A 17211-nucleotide genomic window follows, 5' to 3' on the forward strand; every position below is an offset into this window, starting at 1 on the left:
TAGATGGAAAAAATACCATTCAATGTTTCAGCTAGAGCTGCTCGCTTGATAGGGAGGGAAAATGTTGCAAAAGCAGAGGGAGCACTAATTGAATTAATTAAAAATACTTATGACGCAGATGCCACTATTTGTGTTGTATATATCAATACAAATAGTGATAAAATCACCATTATAGATAACGGTGAAGGAATGACTGATGATGTTATTAAAAGCAAATGGATGACCATAGGAACCGATCACAAGCAGTATGATTTTAAATCAAAAGAAGGAAGAGTTAGAACCGGGGCAAAAGGCATAGGCAGGTTTGCCTTGGATCGCTTAGGTGCAACTTGTGAAATGTTGACAAAAATTCAAAAAGATGTAGGATTTATTTGGACAGTAGATTGGAGTAATTTTGAAGTTAAAGGTATTACTATAGGTGATGTTAAAGCTACGCTGGATAGTGATAAACAAATGTGTTTAAAAAGTGAAGTGAAGAAACGTTTAGAGTTGTTTGATCTTAAACATTTATGGGATGAGTGGGGAGGTAATCATGGAACTATCATTGAAATTAAAGGCTTAAGAGATGTTTGGGGTGATGATGTTATGGAAAACCTATTTACTAGTTTAGAACTTTTAATTCCCCCAAAGGAACAGAGCCCATTCAAAGTACACCTGCTTTACAATGAAGAAATTGATAAGTTTGGGGAGGTAAAAGCAACAATATGTGATGACTATGATTACAAGTTGTATGCAGCAGTAAATGAAGATAAGTCTGTGGAAGTTAATATTTATCGCAACGAATTAAAGTTCTCAGAGTTATTTGAATGGAATTTTTTTGATTCTGAATTGACAACAGTACCTCAATTTAGACTTGAAGGATTTGAACAAGGGAAAGTTACCATAAATACTAGTGTAGAAAAGTTATTACCAGGTTTTAAAGAAGTAGATGATGATGATTTGATTAATCAAATAGGTGCGTTTGATTTTTCTTTTTATTTTATGAAACGTGGGGGAGGGAGTGATGAAAGGATTAATTCACCTTATCCTTATAAACCATTCAATTTACGTGATAGGAAAATTTGGTTAGAGAAGTTTGGAGGAATTAAATTATATAGAGATAATTTTAGGGTGAGACCTTATGGTGAAGTAGGCAGTAATGCTTTTGATTGGTTGGGGTTAGGTAGTAGAGCTTCGAGTAGTCCGACAGTTACCCGTCCAGGATATAAAGTTAGACCTAATCAAGTTTATGGTGTGTTAAATATTTCAAGGATAGGTAATATTAACTTTCAGGATAAGTCAAGCCGTGAAGGTTTACAAGAAAATGATATATTTAGTGTTTTTAAACAGTTAGTTCTAGGGATTATTGATGTTTTTGAGAAGGATCGGAATAAAGTAATGACAACTTTGAAAAAAATCAATGATCAGCGAAAAAAGACTGAAAGTACGAAGAGTGAAGCAAATAAAATTATCGAGAGCATAGAGCGTGGAGACATTCGTGATATGTCGGATGAAGAACAGAAAACGTTAGTTTCTGCATATAAAATTCAAATAGCAGAAGGTGAAGATTTCAAAGAGGAACAAAAGCTTTTAAGGGTATTAGCAACTACGGGTTTAATTATTACTTCATTTACTCATGAGTTGAAATCATTGAGTAGAAGGATTGGTTCTCGCACAAAAAATTTGCAAAAAGTATTAGATGAATTGCTTGATAGTGAGCAGCTTAATTTATTGCCAGATTATACTAATCCATTAGTGATGTTGTCTGATATGGGAGCTGAAGATGAAAAGTTAAAGCAATGGTTAGATTTTTCTTTGGCTTCGATTCAGAAGAATAAAAGGAACCGAAAAAAAATTAACTTGGTAGATTACATTAAACGGTTTGAGAAAATGTGGCAAACCTTTCTTGATGTAAGGCAGATTAAGTTTAAGGTTGTTAAGTCAGGGTTTGATGTTGTAGATGTAAGCTTTCGTGGGCATGAGATTGATTTAGATGGTATATTTAACAACTTGATTGCTAATTCAATAGAAGCTCTTAAAAGAAAAGGAGGAGCAAAAGAACGGAAAATTAATATTCAGTTTGACTTATTGAATGACTCTGTTATCTATGAAGATTCTGGTCCTGGTTTGTCTAATGATATTGAGAACCCTAAACAAATTTTTGAACCTTTCTTTACCACTAAGCGGAATAAAAAAGGGGAGCAAGTGGGGACTGGTTTAGGAATGTGGATAGTAAAAAATATTTTAGATGAATATGATGGGAAAATTGTATTCTTGGATGTTAAGACCTGTTTTAAAATCAAAATAATTTTACCATATCAAAAACATTAAGAAGAGATGATGTATAAAATAGCCTATGTAGATGAAGCTCCAGCAGAAAGAAGGCAGTTTCAGTTTTACATGCATAATGAATCAGATATTAACGTGATACCTATAGAACCTGTAGAACATATAGATAACTTGATTTTAAAAATTATTGAAGCAAAAGTTGATGCATTGGTTGTAGATTTTGATTTGACTGATCAAAATCCTGTAATAGATTATAAGGGAGATGAAGTTGTAGACAAACTATTAAAAAAAAGAGAAGGCTTTCCTGTGTTTATTTTCACAAATTTTGACGAAGATGCAATGGATGAAAGCTATGATGTGAATATTGTGTATGATAAAAAATTAATGAGTGATGAGGCTTTTGCAGATCAAATTAAGTTTAAAGAAAGGTTGAAAAAACAAGTAAAGCACTACAGGCATAAGTTAAACGTCAAGGAGCAAAGGTTATTAGAGTTAATTAATAAGCGTGATAGTGAAGGATTAACAGGGGTAGAAGAAGATGAACTGATCGATTTGGATGATACAATACAAAAAGCTTTAGATAAATCTCTCTTGATGCCAAGAGGAATTAAGACTAGTACCAGTGATGAAAAGCTAACTTCTTTATTGAAAAAAACAGATGAAATTTTAAATAAAATTAAGTAGTATGTCAAAAGAAATTCTCTTCAGACAGGTAAATCCCTCCAGGACATATAGCGGGCGAGAGTACAAAAATTATAGAGCTTATAAATCAGCATTAAGGTCCGATTTTAATAAACGTTGTGGATACTGTGACTGTGTAGACTTTTGGCATGGTGGTGAAAATAACTTTCATGTTGAACACTTTGCTCCAAAGTCACTATTTCCAACTTTACAAACAAAATATAGTAATTTAATTTATTCATGTGCAACTTGCAACGTTGCAAAAGGAAATGATTGGGTTTCTAATGACTCAACAATACCTAATATAAATGGAAAGGGATATGTTGACCCCTGTAACCCTTCATTTGTTCAGCATTTTTCTAGAATAGAAAGTGGTGCTATAATACCTAAGTCTAGTATAGGGAGATATATGTATATTAAGCTTAAGTTATATTTAGAAAAGAATAGAGTAATGTGGATGTTACATAAAATATATGAAAAAATAAATCTAATTAAAGATGCATTGAAAAACCAAACAAATGAAGTTCTAAAACAAGAGTTGACAAATATTTTTAACGAATTATCAACTGAATTTTTTCGTTATTTAAATTATTTGGAGATTCAATTAAATTGAAAAATATTGGGATCATTAAGTAAGACGTATACTGAAGAAAAATTATTAGGAAAAGTTTACACACCTGCTTTTATAGTTGAAAAAATCCTTGATGATGTTGGGTATATAGGAAAGCGAATTCTTGGGAAAAAGATTTTAGATCCTTCTTGTGGAGATGGGCAGTTTTTAAAAGAAATTGTTAAGAGAATTCTTAAGGAGTCACCTTCTGATAAAGAAGCAATTCTTGAAAACCTTTCAAAAGTAAGAGGTATGGATATTGATGAGGAGGCAATAAAAATTTGTATTTCTGATTTAAATAAGTTAGTGGAACCTTATGGAATCAACTTTCCTTCTAAAAATGTCAGTAAATTTGATTGGAATATTCAATCAGAAAATACACTAAGTCAAATTGATAAAGGGAGAGAAAGGTTTGAGTTTATTGTTGGAAACCCTCCATATATTAGAATCCAACACCTCAGTGAAGAAGATCGTTACTTGATTCAAACTAGGTATGAGTTTTGTAAAAGTGGTTCTACCGATACCTATATAGCCTTTTTTGAGTATTGTCAAAAAAAATTATCAAAGAATGGTATTTGTGGACTAATTACACCAAATACATTTTTTTATACAGAAACAGGACGAATACTGAGAAGTTATTTTATAAATGAGAGAAAGATTAAGCAAATAACTAATTACAAAGATATTCAGTTGTTTGATGATGCTACAACATATAGTGCTATAACTATATTTGATAGAAAGCAAAATGATAGTTTTTGTTATCAAGAAGCTCTAGATAAAAATAACTTCAATGAACGTGAAATTTTAGCAGAGTCTCTTCTAAAACAAAAAATTTGGCGGCTTTCAATTGATGATTTACCATCAGTCTCAGGTAAAAAACTGAAAGAAGTCTGCAAAATGCACGTTGGTATAGCTACATTGCTTGATAAAGCATTTATTTTTCCTGTACAATACGTAAGAGGTCGTGGAAAATATGTAATAGCCAAGACACGCCTTAAGGGTGATGTGAAAATTGAGAAAGGTATACTCAAACCTATTATTAAAGCCTCCACTTTTAAAAAAGGTGATAAAATTACTGAATATGTACTTTTTCCATATAAACTGCAAAATGGTAAAAATGTAATTATTCCTGAGAAGGAATTAGAAGACCAGTATCCGTTAGCATACTTTTACCTGAAGTCATTAAGGGAGGAATTAGATAAGCGAGATAATGGTAAACCAAATACAGTGGCTTGGTACGCGTTTGGTAGAAGCCAAGGATTAAATAATACTTTTGGCAAGAAAATTATTTTTTCTTATATGGGTGTGAGACCTAATTTTGTGTTGATTAATGAGGAAGAGTCTACTATTTATTCTGGTTACTGTATTAAGTATAATGGCGATTATAAAAAGTTACTTAAACAGTTGAATTCACAAAGAATGGCGGATTATGTGGGTGTTTCTGGGAGAAATTTTAGGAGCGGGTGGAAATCGTATACTAAGAAAATTTTAGAAGATTTTATTGTAGATGATAGTTTACTTTAAGGATATAGAACATTGTGCTGATGTTAAAAAAATCTGCTGATATACAGGGGTATATTGATTACTCTACACCAAGTTTCATTATTGAGAAGATACTAGATGACATTGATTTTGGACAGCAAAAAGTGATTTTAGGGAAAAAGATTTTAGACCCTGCTTGTGGAGCTGGTCGGTTTTTGATAGAAGCCGCCAAACGGGTCATTGCTATTTCGCCGAAGGAAGATATAGTAAATAACCTGGAGCAACTTTATGGTTGGGACATAGATGGTGCTGCCATAGAAGAGTGCATAGAGAATATGAACCACTTAATCAAGCCATTGAATATTCAGGTAAACTGGAAAATTTATGAGCTCGATTCATTGCATTATATAGAGCATCCCGAAGAAGTACGTTTTGATTTTATTGTGGGCAACCCACCTTATATTCGAATACAGCACCTGGACGAAACCCAACGAAAATACATTCAAACCCATTACTCTTTTTGCAAAAATGGGTCTACCGATATTTATATGGCATTTTTTGAGCTATGCCATAAGTTATTGACTCCTACTGGAGTATGTGGTCTGATCACCCCTAATACCTATTTTTATACCCAAACTGCCCAGGCAATGCGTGATGCATTTGCCCACCTCAAAAACATTCGGCAGATTACCAACTATGGTAAAATTCAGGTTTTTCAAAACGCCACCACCTACAGCGCCATTACTATTTTTACCAAGAAAATATACTCTCCTCAACACCAGTTTTTTTTGTACCAACAAGCCATTGATAAAGATGCTTTTCAGGAAAGGGAAGTAGCTATAGAAGAAATTACCGACAAAGCCATTTGGCAACTCTCTGCTACCCGAAAAATGAACTCTGAAGGGGTAAAACTAGGCGATATTTGCCAAATACATACTGGGCTGGCTACGTTGATGGACAAGGCGTATGTGTTTCCGATAGAGCCACTGGACGATACTTTTGTCTGGGCAGACACCAAACTCAAAGGGCGGGTAAAAATAGAAAAGGCTGTACTTAAGCCCATTATCAAGGCTTCCACCTTTAAAAAAGGAGACGCCATTACCGACTATATTTTGTTTCCTTATAAATTGGAAACCACCGAGGAAAACGGGCAACCAGTAAACAAGCACGTGATTATGCCCGAAAAAGAGTTGGCGGGCAACTACCCTGAAGCTTTTGCTTATTTGCTTACTATCAAAAACGAACTCGACAAACGTGACAATGGCAAACCCAATTCGGTTGCCTGGTATGCTTTTGGGCGTAGTCAGGGGTTGGACAACAGCTTTGGTGAAAAAATCATCTTTTCGCCCATGAACAAAAAGCCCAATTTTATCCACATCACCAACCCCCACACTACTTATTACTCAGGATATTGTATCAAATACCAGGGCGATTACCAAAGACTATTGCCCCAGCTTAACTCTCAGGCAATGGAAGACTTTATAGAAGTATCAGCGCGCGATTTTAGGGGAGGGTGGAAAGCCTACAGCAAAAAAATACTACAACAATTTATCATAAATGCGCAAGGACTGTAAAAGGTCTGTTTTTTACCAAACATTTTTAGATACAATTGGTTGAAAGATAAACTCGCTCTTGTGCTTGAGTGAGTCAGGGATAGCTAAGCAGGTTATAACTAGCCTGTTGGGTCTTTCACCATCAGACAAAATAGAGAGGGGAGCATCAAAAGACAACTGCTGAAAGCTGCCTGCTAAAGACTATTTTTGTTTTAATTGCTGAATTTATTTGAATCATATTATATTTGTTGGGTTTTTAAATGAATCCTCAATAAATTTGCGCGTCTGAAATAAGAAACCATTGAATTTTTGAGTAAATTGAATTCAAACAGTTTCTCAAAAGCACAAAAAGAAGTTATTTTTAATTCTACAATAAAACACTACTATGACAATTACGATTGTGGCTGCGATAGCAGCCTTTTCACTTGTAATTTTGTTGCTGGTATTTCTGCTTTTATTTGCTCAATCATATTTGGTACAAAGCGGTCCGGTAAAAATTATTATCAACGGAGACGAAGAAAACCCGGTAGAAGTATCCGCAGGTTCTACGCTCCTTACTACCTTGTCAAATCAAAGTATGTTCTTGCCCTCTGCTTGTGGTGGAGGTGGTACGTGTGCCATGTGTAAGTGTCAGGTACTTGATGGTGGCGGAGATGTATTGCCTACTGAGGTGCCCCACCTCAGCCGTCAGGAACAAAAAGAGAACGTTCGCTTGGCTTGTCAGGTAAAAGTAAAACAAGACATGCGCGTTGGTATCCCAGAGGAAATCTTTGGTATCAAAAAATGGGATTGTGAAGTGGTGTCGAACTATAATGTGGCCACCTTTATCAAGGAGTTTGTTGTAAAACTACCCGATGGCGAAACGCTGGACTTTGATCCAGGAGGATATATTCAGATTGATGTTCCTGAGATTACAGTCGATTTTAAAACAATGGACATCAAACCTCATCCTGATGATCCTGCCGGACCAGACAAATTTAAGCCTGACTGGGATAAGTTTAACCTGTGGCCACTCAAAATGGTCAATGACGAGCCTATCTTTCGTGCCTACTCTATGGCAAACCACCCTGCCGAAGGAAACATCATCATGTTGAACATTCGTATTGCCACACCTCCCTGGGATCGTGCCAAAAACGATTGGATGGCAGTGAACCCTGGTATTTGTTCTTCTTATGTGTTCTCGTGCAAGCCAGGTGACAAAGTAACTATTTCGGGTCCTTATGGAGAGTTCCACATCAATCCTACCGACCGCGAAATGATTTATATAGGTGGTGGTGCCGGAATGGCTCCTTTGCGTTCACATTTGTTCCACTTATTCCACACCGAAAAAACCAAACACCGCAAGGTTTCTTACTGGTATGGAGGACGTTCTAAGCGTGAATTGTTCTATACTGATCACTTCCGTAAAATTGAAGAAGAATACCCCAACTTTAAATACAACATTGCGCTTTCTGAGCCAATGGAAGAAGATAACTGGGATGGTTACCAAGGGTTTATCCACCAGGTACTGTACGATAACTATTTGCAAGATCACCCGGAACCAGATGAAATCGAATTCTACTTCTGTGGTCCTCCTATGATGAATGCCGCAGTAATCAAGATGTTAGACGATATGGGTATTCCTGATGAGAATATTCGTTTTGACGACTTTGGTTGATACAAAAATACAACTCTATACATTTTTTTACGGGGACATCTTATACCAAAGATGTCCCTGTTTTTTTTGCCTGTTGCCTTAATTTGCTATCTTTCCAGTACTAGTACTCTAGCTTAAAAATTAGCAACAAAAACTAAGAATTTAGCCCATGATTGGGCAAGTAAATATGAAACACTTTCAGTTCAAAGCATTATATCAAGACAATGAGTGGGTTGCCCCGGCTTATGTGTCGGTAGATCAGGAAGGGAAAATTGCTTACCTATCGGCTACCCCACCTGACTCGATTACTAACATAGAAAAAGTAGATGGATATGCCTTACCTGGTTTTCAGAATGCACACTCTCATGCGTTTCAATATGCCATGGCGGGCATTGCTGAGCGGCATAGTGGTACTGCCAATCCTGATGACTTTTGGTCGTGGCGCAATGCCATGTATCAGTTGGCCTTAAATGTACAACCCGAACAAATGGAAGCCATTGCTGCGATGTTGTATGCCGAAATGGTGCGCCATGGGTACACCTCAGTAGCCGAGTTTCATTACGTACATCACGACCTCACCGGAAAACCTTATAGCAACAAAGCCGCATTGGGCGAAAGATTGATAGCGGCAGCTCAAAAAGCGGGCATTCGCATTACACTAGTGCCTATTTTTTACCAAAAAGGTGGGTTTGGACAAGCCCCTACCAAAGGTCAACAGCGTTTTATATCACCTGATATGGACAGTTACCTGGATTTGCTGGAACAGTCACAGAAAGCAGCCAGACCTTATGCCCATGCGTCAGTAGGGGCGGGTATCCATTCTTTGAGGGCAGTAGCCCCCGAAGTAATCAAGGCTACTTGTGAAAACCTGCCCACCGATATACCCATTCATATTCATGTAGCCGAGCAGCTCAAAGAAATAGAAGATGCCAAGGTGTATTTGGGAGCACGTCCGGTAGAGTGGTTGTTGAACAACCTTACATTGAATGAAAACTATCACTTGGTGCATGCGACTCACCTTACAGAGGCAGAAGTAAGTGGTTTGGCAAAAAAACGTGCAAATGTTGTGATTTGCCCTTCTACCGAAGGAAACCTGGGGGATGGTTTATTTCCACTGGCATCGTTCCAGGCACAAGATGGGCAATGGAGCATAGGTACTGACAGTCACATTGGGCTCAACCCCTTGGAGGAGCTTCGTTGGCTAGATTATGGGCAACGTGTCACTACCCACAAACGCAACTCGTTTTATTCGCCTCAGCAAACCGATAGCGGGCGTTATGCTTTGGCTATGGCTACCTTTGCCGGGCGGCGAGCAATGGGGCATCATACCAATGAGTTTTTTCAGATAGGCGATCATTTTGATGCAGTAGTGATGGATGCCAACTTTCCCTTGTTTGCCATTACCTCTTTAGACAACCTACTTTCTACTATAGTATATGCCGGCGACTGTACTGCTACCTTGGGTACCATTGTCAATGGTCAGTGGGTGGTGCAGCAACAACGTCACCATGCCTACCAAGACATTGTAGCAGATTTTAAGCAAGTAATAGCATCGCTTGAATACCGTTAACGGAACGAACTCCTCATTTTCGTTACAAAAACTTATGGAAAAGGGGAGTTTTGTTATACCTACAAAGGCAACTGTAGCCATTAAAATGGGTTTTATTGTACTGTAAGTCGTCGCCTAAAAGAGATGTCAATAAACCAATCTGATGTAGGGCTTTAAACCGCAATGACTTCCAGCAAACGTTTATACCCCTCTTCGTCGCACTGAAGCAAAGTTTGGTGCATGGCATTTTTCCATACATTGAGGGCACGGCTGTTCACCCCCTCTAAACCTTGCAATACCTTTTTGATTTCGCTGTAGTCATATACATCTAGGGTTTGTAAAACCTCTACCATAGGAAGCAGTAACTCTTGATCAGTTTTAGTGATCCACTTTTTTAAGTCACTGGTTTTTTGCTCCAGGGTTTGAGTCCAGTTGGCCACATTGGTCACAAGCCTTTCAGAAACTTGTATTACAGGCAAAGTAAGCGTAATAGTGGTTCCTTTCTTGGGGCGTGAGTTGGCTGATATAAACCCTTTGTGTGCTTCTACTGCCATTTTGCAAAAGGTAAGCCCCAGCCCTGACGACCGAAAATTGTTCAAATCACGGGCATTTGCCTGGGCAAACTTATCGAAAATACGATCTAGTTGGTTTTTAGGAATCCCTTCTCCCTGGTCAATGACTTTTATTTTGATATGTTTGGTTGCTCCATTTTCTGGCAAATGGTCTTGCACAATGCTAATGGTGCCACTGTTGGGCGAGTATTTAATGGCGTTAGTGAGTAGGTTGGCAAAAACCCTGACCATCAGGTGTTGGTCTACTTTTACTTGCACGTTTTGTTGTAAGCTACTGCTGATTCTGATCGACTTTTGATTGGCCAAAAATGACACTTGTTTGATGGCCGCTTCTATAATGTTATTCAGTGCCCAATTTGCCTTTTGTAACTTCATTTTTGCCTCATCAAACTTGTGCACATCCAAAATATTCAATACCATATTTAGCATTTGCTGCCCAGTCTGTCTTACATCTTCCTGATCTGTGATGGCAATTACATAGTTGAGAGGTGTTTTGAGGTCATGCACAATCATGTGGGTGGCTTCTTGCTTAAAGTTATCTAAATCTTTGAGGCGTTGGTTCACCATTTTCAGTATTTCAGTTTGCGATTGCAGTTCTTCTTTTTGTTGCCCTATGGCTTCTTTTTGCTCTTGCAAGGCATCTGTCTGGCTTTTGATTTCTTCGTTTTTATCTGCCAACGCCTCATTTACCCGCCTTTGTTGTTCTTTGGCCTTAAACAACTTAAGCGCTACCAATAGAGTAACAAGCCCCATAGATACCCCAAAAATGGTAGTAAAAAGTAAAGTGTTGTTGCGCTTACGCTGATGAGTGATTGTTTTTTGCTGTTGGTTTTGTTGTTGTTTCAATACCCTGTTTTCCCGTTCTCTTTTTTCAAAATTATACCTGGTTTGTAGTTCTGCCAGTCGTTTACTGTTCTCGGTACTAAACACAGAGTCTTTGAGTTGAGTAAGCTTGTGGTACACTTTGATAGCTTCTTTGTACTTCCCTTGTTTTTCCAGTAGTTGCCCTTGATTGTCATAATAATTGGCTTGTAGTGTATGAGAGTTGATTTGTGGCAAAAGCGTCATCACCTCATCTAAGTAGGTTTGGGCTTGCTCAAGTTGATAAAGCTCAGTATAAGCCCTACCCAGGTTGTTCAACACATTGATTACCTCGTATTTGTTGTCTAACTGTCGATTCAGCTTGAGCGCTTGCAAAGTATAACTGATGCTTTTGGCGTAAGCCCCCAGGTCAAAATAAATTTGCCCAATATTGTTTAGGTTCAACGCCTGATTTTTCAAATCATTGATTTGTTGGTTGAGTTCAAGCGATTGAGTATAATAATCCAGTGCCTTTGATTTCTGGTCTAAGTGACGATACACAATGCCAATGTTGTTGTATACCCTTGCCAACTGTGCCTGACTCCCCTTTTGTTTGACTTTAGGCAATGCTTGCATGTAGTAGTGCAACGCTTGTTGGTATTGTTTCAAATGTTGATAAGTGAGTGCAATGTTATTGAGGTTTTTACCTTGTTCAAGGGTGTTTTGAGCCTTTTCGTTGATCTCTAATGCAGTAAAATAATGCAAGAGTGCCTCGTCGTACACCCCTTTGTAGTAATAAATAGTACCTAACTGATTGGCTAGTTTGCTTTGCCCTTGAGTATATTTGAGCCTGCGGGCGAGCCTATAGCCCTCTTGAGCAAGTTGCAATGCCTTGTTGGGGTTGTTCACAGTAAGCGAGCGCGTGATTTTTAATAGCAGGTGTACACGTTGCGTGTCTTGTGGGGTTTGTGCAAGTTGTTGTTCCCAATGCGTTGTTTGCCTGTGGTTGGTTTGTGCCAACAACAGCAAAGGTGTAATAAACAATATGGCTGACAACAATCTTTTCATAGATGTGGTGGCTAGGAGCTATAGCGAACAAAAGTGTCCAACTCAGGGAGCCAAACGGCGATTTTGCAACTCATAAAAAAAGTTGAGAGGACTTCAAACATTAAATATCAGGTTGTATATACCAATTTTAAACATTTTTGGCAAAATATGACTTATAAATTTATGAAAAAAATAATCCCCAAACCTGGACAAGAATCTGTATGGGACTACCCACGTCCTCCAAAACTGGAAAGTACCAACAAAACCCTGCGGGTAATTTGTGATGATATAATCATTGCGCAAACCAACCGGGGAATGCGTATTTTAGAAACCAGTCATCCGCCTACGTATTATTTCCCACCCGAAGACGTAAATCTTGAATACTTGGAACTGGTAGAGAACAAAACTTCTTTTTGTGAATATAAAGGAGCAGCCAGTTATTATAATCTTCGGGTAGAAGATCGCGTAGTGCAAAATGTTGCCTGGTTTTATGCCAATCCATCGCCTAAGTATCAGGCTTTGCAAAACCACCTTTGTTTTTATGCCTCCAAGGTAGACGCCTGCTATGTAAACGATGAGTTGGTACAAGCCCAGGAAGGCGATTTTTATGGGGGATGGATCACCTCTCAAATTGTAGGGCCTTTCAAAGGGGGTGCCAATACCTGGGGGTGGTAACAGAACAAGCATATTCACTGAGTCATCAAAACACCAAAGCATTTGTTATATTTGTGACTTGTTTTAAATACAACTCATTCCCATGCATATAGATATAATTACTTGTTTGCCCCGCTTGTTAGACAGCCCCTTTAGTCACTCTATTATGAAAAGAGCACAAGAAAAAGGACTTGCCACTATAGAAGTACACGACCTGCGTGACTACAGTACACTTAACCAGCGCCAAACCGATGACTATGCTTTTGGCGGGGGTGCTGGAATGGTAATGATGATAGAACCCATTGACCAGTGCATCAGCCATTTGCAAAGCAAACGTACTTACGACGAAATTATCTATATGACGCCTGATGGTGAGCCTTTCAATCAAAAAATGGCCAACCAACTTTCTTTGAGCCAAAACTTTATCATATTATGCGGGCATTATAAAGGAATCGACGAACGGGTCAGGGAATATTTCATTACTAAAGAAATAAGTTTAGGTGACTATGTAATCTCAGGAGGAGAACTTGCCGCAGCAGTGGTGACTGACGCCTTGGTGCGGCTGGTACCAGGGGTACTCAACGATGAAACTTCTGCATTGACTGATTCTTTTCAAGACAATTTACTTGCCCCCCCTGTATATACCCGTCCCGAAGAGTACAAAGGAATGAAAGTGCCAGAGATATTGATGACCGGACACCATGCCAATATTGAAGAGTGGCGTTTGCAAAAAGCCATAGAACGCACCCAACAACGTCGCCCTGATATACTCAAGGACAGTGGTTGGCTTAAAAAACAATCAGATAGAAGCAACAAGCGCCAATAAACAGGCAAAAGAGGAGAGGGGAGGTTTATTGGCATAAACGCTCCTTGTGAATTTATAAACTGGTCAGTGTTTTTGTCAATTGATATTCATAAACTTTGTGGCAGGGTTTAGTAGTCATTTAATCTAATCAATTATAGCATAGTATATTTGCATTTAGTGATCTTTCATAAATAATTTGAGCCATTAAAGTGTATCTATTGCCCTCATTCTTCTCAAAAAAAAAGTTTCATAGCTTTGGCTATGCACCGTTTTTTTTGAATCGTCTGAGAACAATATATTTTCTTGAATTGGCACAGCTTATTTTTTCCAAATCACTTAAAAATAAACTTTTGTTATACAGGTAAAACGTGAATAGGTAAATTGTTGAAAGTTTCGGCAAGCTCTATGCCTTCTTCTTTGGTATCAGTGTCAAAATAAAACCACTTTACCATTACCTTGCCTTTATGACTAGTGTGGTAGTCTTGAAGGCATTCAAGGATTTGGTCTATTCTGCGACGAGCACTTGAATTTAAGTGACTAAGCTTGAGATTTACAGTTATTTTGCGTCCTTTTTTTCTCAGGTAGCCATCTAACCAGTCGTATACTGGTTTAAAAAAGGCAACATCATACTCTTGATAATACTCCCCGTCGAGCGTCAACTCTCCGGTTTGGTCGTTGAAATACACCGTAGGCGAGCAGGCATATCCTTTGATTGATAAATCATTCATGTTGGTTTTATTAGGTTGCAATAGGGCTGGCGTTGCCCCTGGGTTTACTCAATATTATGTTTCTTAGTAATTGATACTTGTCTAAGGAACATGTTCAAAATAAGTGTCGAGATTGAGGGCGTATACTCGAGGCTGGCTGAGGCACTTTTTGCAGTCGTAGCCATAGCTACGGCGAAAACCGATGGCTGCAGCCCTGCTGCGCCGAGCTCTGCCAAAGGCTAAAAGTAACGAAAGTCAGTAAAGAGGATATGTTCTAAACCAGACAGTTATTGTTGAGGGCTATGCCCGAAATCCCGTTTACGGGGCGATCACGTTCCTAAAAGAAATAGTAACTCAGGAGGCGCGAAGTAATGCTATATAAATGTTGCTACCACTTCCATGAGTTTTTCAAGCCCTTGTTGGTCTACCTCACTAAAGTCATTGACCTGGTCGCTGTCTACATCCAAGACCATTTTAACTTCACCATTTTGCATGACTGGTACTACAATTTCTGATCTTGAATTTGAACTGCAGGCAATGTGGCCAGGAAACTTTTCGACATCTTCTACAATGACCGTTTGTTTACGGGTATAACTTGCGCCACAAACTCCTTTATCAAAGTGAATACGTGTACACGCTATAGGACCTTGAAAGGGACCCAAAACCAGTTGGTTTTCTTTGACGAAGTAAAATCCTACCCAAAAAAAACCAAAAGTTTGCTTTAGAGCCGCCACTGTATTCGATAAATTGGCAATCAAATCTGATTCTCCTGAGGTCAAAGCTTTTACCTGAGGAATCAGGCTTTTGTAAAGTTCAGCCCTGTCTTGGGTAGTAGGAATAATGAGTGTTTCTGCCATAATTTGTATGGTGAGGTGTAATTGTACAAAATTAAGAATAAAATAATTAAGAAAGTAGTGGCCTTTTGTAAATATTTTGTTTCTATATTTGAAATAATATTCGTTAAAACAGCTTTCAAAGCAATAATACTACTAAGAACCAAACACTTACAACAGCAATAAAAAATAATGATTGTAGTGTTTTTTATGTAAACCTCCATTTGTTGAATTTCTTCCACGCCGGAAGCCTCAATTTTGACCAATATATTACAATAGGCATCGACAGACAAACAAGTTCAAACAATCTTTTGTTATTTTTGCGGTTCAATTGAAACTTTTATTCAGTTTTTAAGTTAACTAGAATGACTGGTCTAATTGACGTGAGTTGAGTAGCACAGTAAAAGAAAAAAACAATGAATATAAAGCACGATAAACAGGCAATACTGAAAAAAGGTGAAAATATTTTAAGACGACAAGGGTACCACAATACAGGCATTAACCAAATACTCAAAGAGTGTAATATACCCAAAGGCTCGTTTTATAATTTTTTTACCAGCAAAGAAGCTTTTGGCCAGGAGGTTTTACAATACTATAGTAATAACAATTATGAGTTGGTCAAAGGTTTTTTGCAGGGTGCTGATAAATCGCCCTTGCAAAGGCTGAAAAACCTATATACCGGGTTGACCGAATTTAACAAAAACGAAGCATATAAATGTGGTTGCCTTGCCAATAACCTGGTACTGGAAATGGCAGGATTGAATGAGCGTTTTAGAAAATTGCTCAATGCCGAATATGCCAAGGTATTGGCACTGATTGCTGGCTGTATAAGCGAAGCGCAGCAACAACAACAGGTAAGAAACGACTACCCAGCCGAAGCATTGGCTGAATATATTCACAGTCATTTTGTGGGTGTCTTGTCGAGGCTCAAGGCCACCCAAACCGACCAACCTTTTGAGTTGTTTTATAAAATGACTTTTGAGTATTTGACTCAAAACAAATAATGAGTACTAACTTTCTGTTAATCAGGGAGTTGTTTTTTTGAATTTAAATAGACAGACTGGTCTATTTAAAATGTTAAATATTTAGAACTCACCACTTGAGTTCGTTACACCAATAACAAACAAAACAATGAGTAAATTAGAAGGAAAAGTAGCCATCATTACTGGAGCAACCAGTGGAATGGGTTTAGCCACAGCAAAACTATTTTTGGCAGAAGGAGCCAAGGTAGTAGTGACTGGACGCAGTGACGAAAAATTAAAAGCTACGAATGAGGAGTTGGCAAAAATACACGCAAATCATTTTTTAACCATCAAAGCAGATGCCGCTGATGTAACATCCAACAAAAAAGTATTCGAAGCTGCTCAAGACAAATTTGGCAAAGTAGATATTTTGTTTGCCAATGCTGGAGTAGGGCGTTTTATGCCTTTAAGCGACGTGACCGAAGCAATGTACGATGAGGTAATGAACACCAACCTCAAAGGGCCTTTCTTTTTGGTACAAGCAGGTTTGCCTTATTTCAACGAAGGGGCAAGTATTATTTTGAATACGTCGGTGTCTAACCAAATGGGGATGCCCGGAGCCAGTGCTTATGCGGCGAGTAAGGCTGGTTTGCGTTTGTTGGCCAGGGTATTTGCGGCAGAACTTTCGGCACACAAGATCAGGGTAAATGCCATTAGCCCTGGACCCATTGACACACCTATTTGGGGAAAAACTGGTTTGCCTGAAGAGGCAGTCCAGGAAATGGGAGCAGGCATTGCCAGCCAGGTAGCATTGGGGCGTTTTGGCACCTCCGAAGAAATCGCAAAATCGGTCTTGTTCCTTGCCTCACAAGATGCTTCGTTTGTAACTGGCATTGAGCTAGAGGTAGATGGCGGAATGAGCCAGGTATAGGGTCGTTGAACGAGCGTCAGGGCATTCTTAGTAAGTATACTGGAGACTAAATTACTTATACATTAGCTCGCTGAGCCCTGAAGATAAGTTTGGAGTTGTAAACCGAACTTGTCTTTGGGG

Annotated in this window: 14 protein-coding genes; 11 read left to right on the forward strand and 3 right to left on the reverse strand. The window is 38.4% G+C overall.

Going from position 1 to position 17211, the window contains the following annotated elements; translation table 11 throughout:
* The first annotated feature begins 3 nt into the window (after positions 1 to 3).
* The 7 genes from M23134_RS13220 to hutF all read left to right on the forward strand — a co-directional run bounded on the left by M23134_RS13220 (position 4) and on the right by hutF (position 9800).
* A complete protein-coding gene (locus M23134_RS13220) occupies positions 4 to 2310 on the forward strand; it encodes a sensor histidine kinase (RefSeq protein ID WP_002696840.1) in 2307 nt (768 codons plus the stop codon).
* Between the two features lie 6 nt (positions 2311 to 2316).
* Positions 2317 to 2952 (forward strand): hypothetical protein, encoded by a 636-nt coding sequence (locus M23134_RS13225; RefSeq protein WP_002696841.1) that lies wholly within the window; start codon positions 2317 to 2319, stop codon positions 2950 to 2952.
* A gap of 1 nt (position 2953) precedes the next feature.
* Positions 2954 to 3562: an HNH endonuclease gene (locus M23134_RS13230; protein WP_002696843.1), complete on the forward strand. Its 609-nt coding sequence runs from the start codon at positions 2954 to 2956 to the stop codon at positions 3560 to 3562.
* Positions 3563 to 3568: 6 nt separating this feature from the next.
* Positions 3569 to 5083: an HsdM family class I SAM-dependent methyltransferase gene (locus M23134_RS13235; protein WP_002696845.1), complete on the forward strand. Its 1515-nt coding sequence runs from the start codon at positions 3569 to 3571 to the stop codon at positions 5081 to 5083.
* A 20-nt stretch (positions 5084 to 5103) separates the two neighbouring features.
* Positions 5104 to 6615, forward strand: coding sequence for an HsdM family class I SAM-dependent methyltransferase (locus tag M23134_RS13240; protein ID WP_002696847.1), 1512 nt, complete (start codon positions 5104 to 5106; stop codon positions 6613 to 6615).
* A 364-nt stretch (positions 6616 to 6979) separates the two neighbouring features.
* Positions 6980 to 8251 carry an NADH:ubiquinone reductase (Na(+)-transporting) subunit F gene (nqrF, locus tag M23134_RS13245; protein ID WP_002696849.1) on the forward strand — a complete coding sequence of 424 codons (1272 nt, stop codon included), beginning with the start codon at positions 6980 to 6982 and terminating at the stop codon, positions 8249 to 8251.
* A gap of 148 nt (positions 8252 to 8399) precedes the next feature.
* A complete protein-coding gene (gene hutF, locus M23134_RS13250; protein ID WP_002696851.1) occupies positions 8400 to 9800 on the forward strand; it encodes a formimidoylglutamate deiminase in 1401 nt (466 codons plus the stop codon).
* Between the two features lie 152 nt (positions 9801 to 9952).
* Here the strand turns inward: hutF and M23134_RS13255 are convergent, their stop codons facing one another.
* A complete protein-coding gene (locus tag M23134_RS13255; protein WP_002696852.1) occupies positions 9953 to 12220 on the reverse strand; it encodes an ATP-binding protein in 2268 nt (755 codons plus the stop codon).
* Between the two features lie 162 nt (positions 12221 to 12382).
* On the opposite strand from M23134_RS13255, the gene M23134_RS13260 reads away from it, so the two are divergent.
* Positions 12383 to 12874 (forward strand): DUF427 domain-containing protein, encoded by a 492-nt coding sequence (locus M23134_RS13260; protein ID WP_045113543.1) that lies wholly within the window; start codon positions 12383 to 12385, stop codon positions 12872 to 12874.
* An 82-nt stretch (positions 12875 to 12956) separates the two neighbouring features.
* A complete protein-coding gene (gene trmD, locus M23134_RS13265) occupies positions 12957 to 13679 on the forward strand; it encodes a tRNA (guanosine(37)-N1)-methyltransferase TrmD (RefSeq protein WP_002696854.1) in 723 nt (240 codons plus the stop codon).
* A gap of 332 nt (positions 13680 to 14011) precedes the next feature.
* On the opposite strand, the gene M23134_RS13270 is transcribed toward trmD, so the two are convergent.
* Positions 14012 to 14386, reverse strand: coding sequence for a DUF1987 domain-containing protein (locus tag M23134_RS13270; protein WP_002696855.1), 375 nt, complete (start codon positions 14384 to 14386; stop codon positions 14012 to 14014).
* 353 nt (positions 14387 to 14739) lie between these two features.
* Positions 14740 to 15222, reverse strand: coding sequence for a GAF domain-containing protein (locus M23134_RS13275; protein WP_002696856.1), 483 nt, complete (start codon positions 15220 to 15222; stop codon positions 14740 to 14742).
* Between the two features lie 392 nt (positions 15223 to 15614).
* Between M23134_RS13275 and M23134_RS13280 the strand changes: the two genes are divergently transcribed.
* Both M23134_RS13280 and M23134_RS13285 read left to right on the forward strand, forming a co-directional pair.
* Positions 15615 to 16202, forward strand: a complete 588-nt coding sequence (locus tag M23134_RS13280) for a TetR/AcrR family transcriptional regulator (RefSeq protein WP_002696857.1) — start codon at positions 15615 to 15617, stop codon at positions 16200 to 16202.
* Positions 16203 to 16329: 127 nt separating this feature from the next.
* The gene (locus M23134_RS13285) at positions 16330 to 17091 is read left to right on the forward strand and encodes a glucose 1-dehydrogenase (RefSeq protein ID WP_002696858.1); all 762 of its coding nucleotides are present in this window, start codon (positions 16330 to 16332) and stop codon (positions 17089 to 17091) included.
* The last annotated feature ends 120 nt before the right edge of the window (positions 17092 to 17211 follow it).

Origin of the sequence: Microscilla marina ATCC 23134 (assembly GCF_000169175.1) — a bacterium.
Lineage (GTDB): Bacteria > Bacteroidota > Bacteroidia > Cytophagales > Microscillaceae > Microscilla > Microscilla marina.